Consider the following 3,326-nt stretch of genomic DNA (forward strand, 5'->3'; position numbering starts at 1 on the left):
CGCCCCCGACGCGCTGGGGCCGCTGCGGGTCTGGCCCACATCCACCCTCGGGGGGATCGTTTTTCCCGTACTAAGCCACCGGCGCAAAGACTGGCGCATCCCCCGCCACTGGTCCCTACACACCAAACTGACCCTGCTGGGCACGCTGGCCCTCCTGCTGGGCGGGTTCGCCACGCTGCTGCTGTTCGAGTGGGCCAACCCGAAGACGCTCGGGCCCATGGCCTTCGGCGACAAGCTCCTGTCCGCCGCCTTCGCCTCCGTTTCCGCGCGGACCGCCGGTTTCAACTCCATCGACATCGGCGTGCTGACCCATGAAAGCTGGGGGCTGCACTACTTCCTGATGTTCATCGGCGGCGGCAGCGCCGGTACCGCCGGAGGAGTGAAGGTCGGCACCGTGGCGATCCTGGCCCTGCTGGTCATCGCGGAAATACGCGGCCGCAGCGACTCCGAGGCCTTTGGCCGGCGGGTCGGCCCCTCGGCCCAGCGCCAGGCCATCACGGTGCTTTTCCTGGGCAGCGCGATGATCGTGCTGGGGACGATCGTCATCCTGCGCGAGACCGACTTCCCGACCGACCAGGTTATCTTCGAGGTCATTTCGGCGTTCGGCACGGTCGGCCTCTCGACCGGCATCACCGCCTCGCTGCCGGAATCCAGCCAGCTCATGCTGATCCTGCTGATGTACGTGGGCCGGGTCGGCACCGTCACCCTGGCCACTTCGCTGGCCCTGGGCGAGCGCCGCATGCCCTACCGCTACCCGGAGGAACACCCCATTGTTGGCTAAGTTCTTGTTCACCGAACAATTCGCCTTTTCCAAGAGCGACAGCGTGGTCGTCATTGGTCTCGGCCGCTTCGGCGGAGCAGTGGCGCAAACCCTGATGCGCCTCGGCCACGACGTCATGGGCATCGACCGCGACCCCGAGCCCGTCGACACCTGGGCGGACCTGCTGACCCACGCGGTACAGGCCGACTCCACCAACACTCAAGTGCTCCGCCAGTTGGGCGTGGCCGACTTTTCCCACGCCATCGTCGGCATCGGTACGGACCTCGCGGCCAGCCTGATGACGGTCATGGCGCTGGTCGAACTGGGCATCGAGGATATCTGGGTCAAAGCGCTGACCAACGAGCACGGGCACATCGCCCAGCGGATCGGTGCCCACCACGTGGTCTACCCGGAGATGGACATGGGCGAGCGCGTTGCCCACCTGATCACCGGCCGGCTGATCGACTTCATCGAGTTCGACGATGGCTTCGGCATCGCCAAGATCCAGGCGCCCGCCCTGGCGCATAACAAGACCCTGGCCGACTCCGGCATTCGTGAAAAGTACGGCGTCACCATTGTGGGTCTGAAGCGCCATAACGAGGACTTCCAGCACGCCACGCCCAGCACCCTCGTCCTGCCCGGCGACTTGCTGATCGTCACGGGTGCGACCCAGCTCATCCAGAAGTTTGCGGCCGAGCTGAAGTAGTCAAACTGCCCGAGCAATATGCTCGCGCAACCAGCGATGGGCCGGGTCACGGTGGACGCGTTCGTGCCAGAGCATGACCATCTCGTAGCCCGGCACCTGGAGCGGCGGCTCGACCACTTGCAACGCAGCGTTACCGCGCACCAGGCGCTCGGGCAGCATCGCCACCAGGTCCGAGCCCACCAGGGCCGACACGACGAACAGGAAGTGCGGCACGGAGAGCACCACCCGGCGCGACAAACCCGCCGCCGCCAGCGCCTCGTCGGTCACACCCCGAAAGCCTCCGCCGTTCGGCGACACGATGACATGCTCGAGCCGGCAGAACCGCTCCAGTGAAGGCGGCCGCTCCAGCTCGGGATGACCTGCCCGCCCCACCAGTACGTAACGCTCCGCGAACAGGGTGCGGCCATGCAGACCGGGCGGCGCCTCCTCCAGGATATGGAAGGCCAGGTCGATTTCCCCCTGCTCCGCCTGCCGGGCGATGCGCGACGGTACCAGTTCCAGCACGGCCAGTCGGCTATGCGGCGCCGCCTGGCGCAATCCGGCCAGGGCCGGCAGCACGATGGTCGACTCGCCGTAGTCGGACGCCATGACACGCCAGGTATGTCGAGCCTCGGCGGGATCGAAAGGTCGCGCGGGCGACACGGCATGCCCCAGTGCCTCCAGCGCCTGGCGCAATGGCTCGCGCAACTCGTCCGCCCGGGCGGTGGGGCGCATGCCGCGTGGGCCCGGCAGCAACAGCGGATCGCCGAAGAACTCCCGCAGCTTGGCAAGGTGCACACTCACCGCAGGCTGGGACAGGTTCAGGCGCTCCGCGGCGCGGGTGACGTTGTGCTCGCTCAGCAGCACATCCAGGGTGACCAGCAGATTGAGGTCGAGCTTTCCGAGATTACTCACTGCAATACCTGGGATATCGGATATTCATTTCAACTATACCCAGCAAACCTTCATCTTGCCCGCACACCACCCTTGGAGGTCAGCCATGAATATCTTGCTCGTTTATGCCCATCCCGAACCCCGCTCCCTCAACGGCTCGCTCAAGGCGTTCACGATCAAGCGCCTCGAAGCCGCCGGGCATAGCGTTCAGGTCTCGGACCTGTATGCGATGAATTGGAAAGCGCAGCTCGATGCCGACGACAGCATCCAACGCCGGCCTGGCGAGCGCTTCGATCCGTCCCTCGACTCCGGGCACGCCTACGAGAACGGCCTGCAAAGCCTGGATATCGTGCGTGAGCAGGAGAAGCTGCTGTGGGCGGAGGCCGTCATTCTGCAGTTCCCGCTCTGGTGGTTCTCGATGCCGGCCATCCTCAAGGGCTGGGTGGAGCGCGTCTATGCCTACGGTTTCGCCTACGGCGTGGGCGAGCACTCCGACAGCCACTGGGGCGACCGCTACGGCGAAGGCACGCTGGCCGGCAAGCGCGCCATACTGGTCGTCACCGCCGGCGGCTGGGAGCCGCACTACAGCCCGCGCGGTATCAACGGCCCGATCGACGACCTGCTCTTCCCCATCCACCACGGCATCCTTTATTACCCCGGCTTCGACGTCCTGCCGCCATTCGTGGTCTACCGCACCGGCAAGATCGACGAAACCCGTTACGCCGCGATATGCGAGCAGCTCGGGCAGCGCCTGGACGAGCTGTTCACCGCCGCACCGATCCCCTTCCGCCCGCAGAACGCCGGCGCCTACGAAATCCCCGCCCTCACCCTGCGCCCGGAGATCGCGCCGGGGCGGACGGGGTTTGGGGTGCATGTCGGGGATGATGCGTAGGGGCGAATTCATTGGCTATGTCTGCGTTAAGTGTTGCTAGCTCCTAAACTTACTGTACGGCGTCCCCTTTCTGGAGGTCTGTCATGCGTGCAACA

The 3,326-nt window shown here is 65.8% G+C and carries 4 protein-coding genes; 3 read left to right on the forward strand and 1 reads right to left on the reverse strand.

What is annotated here, in order from left to right; all coding sequences use genetic code 11:
- Window positions 1-781, forward strand: a 781-nt coding sequence (locus BZL41_RS10240) for a potassium transporter TrkG (protein ID WP_143518060.1), incomplete at its 5' end; no start/stop codon positions are given.
- Complete coding sequence (locus BZL41_RS10245) at window positions 771-1,466, forward strand: TrkA family potassium uptake protein (RefSeq protein ID WP_218224494.1); 696 nt, start codon at window positions 771-773, stop codon at window positions 1,464-1,466. The genes BZL41_RS10240 and BZL41_RS10245, both read left to right, overlap by 11 nt.
- Here the strand turns inward: BZL41_RS10245 and BZL41_RS10250 are convergent, their stop codons facing one another.
- Window positions 1,467-2,360, reverse strand: coding sequence for a LysR family transcriptional regulator (locus tag BZL41_RS10250; protein ID WP_095599196.1), 894 nt, complete (start codon window positions 2,358-2,360; stop codon window positions 1,467-1,469).
- Between the two features lie 85 nt (window positions 2,361-2,445).
- On the opposite strand from BZL41_RS10250, the gene BZL41_RS10255 reads away from it, so the two are divergent.
- Window positions 2,446-3,231, forward strand: coding sequence for an NAD(P)H-dependent oxidoreductase (locus BZL41_RS10255; RefSeq protein ID WP_095599197.1), 786 nt, complete (start codon window positions 2,446-2,448; stop codon window positions 3,229-3,231).
- The last annotated feature ends 95 nt before the right edge of the window (window positions 3,232-3,326 follow it).

The sequence above is a fragment of the Pseudomonas sp. PIC25 genome (genome assembly GCF_002286785.1).
Taxonomy (GTDB): domain Bacteria; phylum Pseudomonadota; class Gammaproteobacteria; order Pseudomonadales; family Pseudomonadaceae; genus Pseudomonas_M.

Coding starts and splice junctions, on each gene's coding strand:
- BZL41_RS10255 (WP_095599197.1), top strand. CDS start 2,446: ATGAATATCTTGCTCGTTTATGCCCATCCCGAACCCCGCTCCCTCAAC.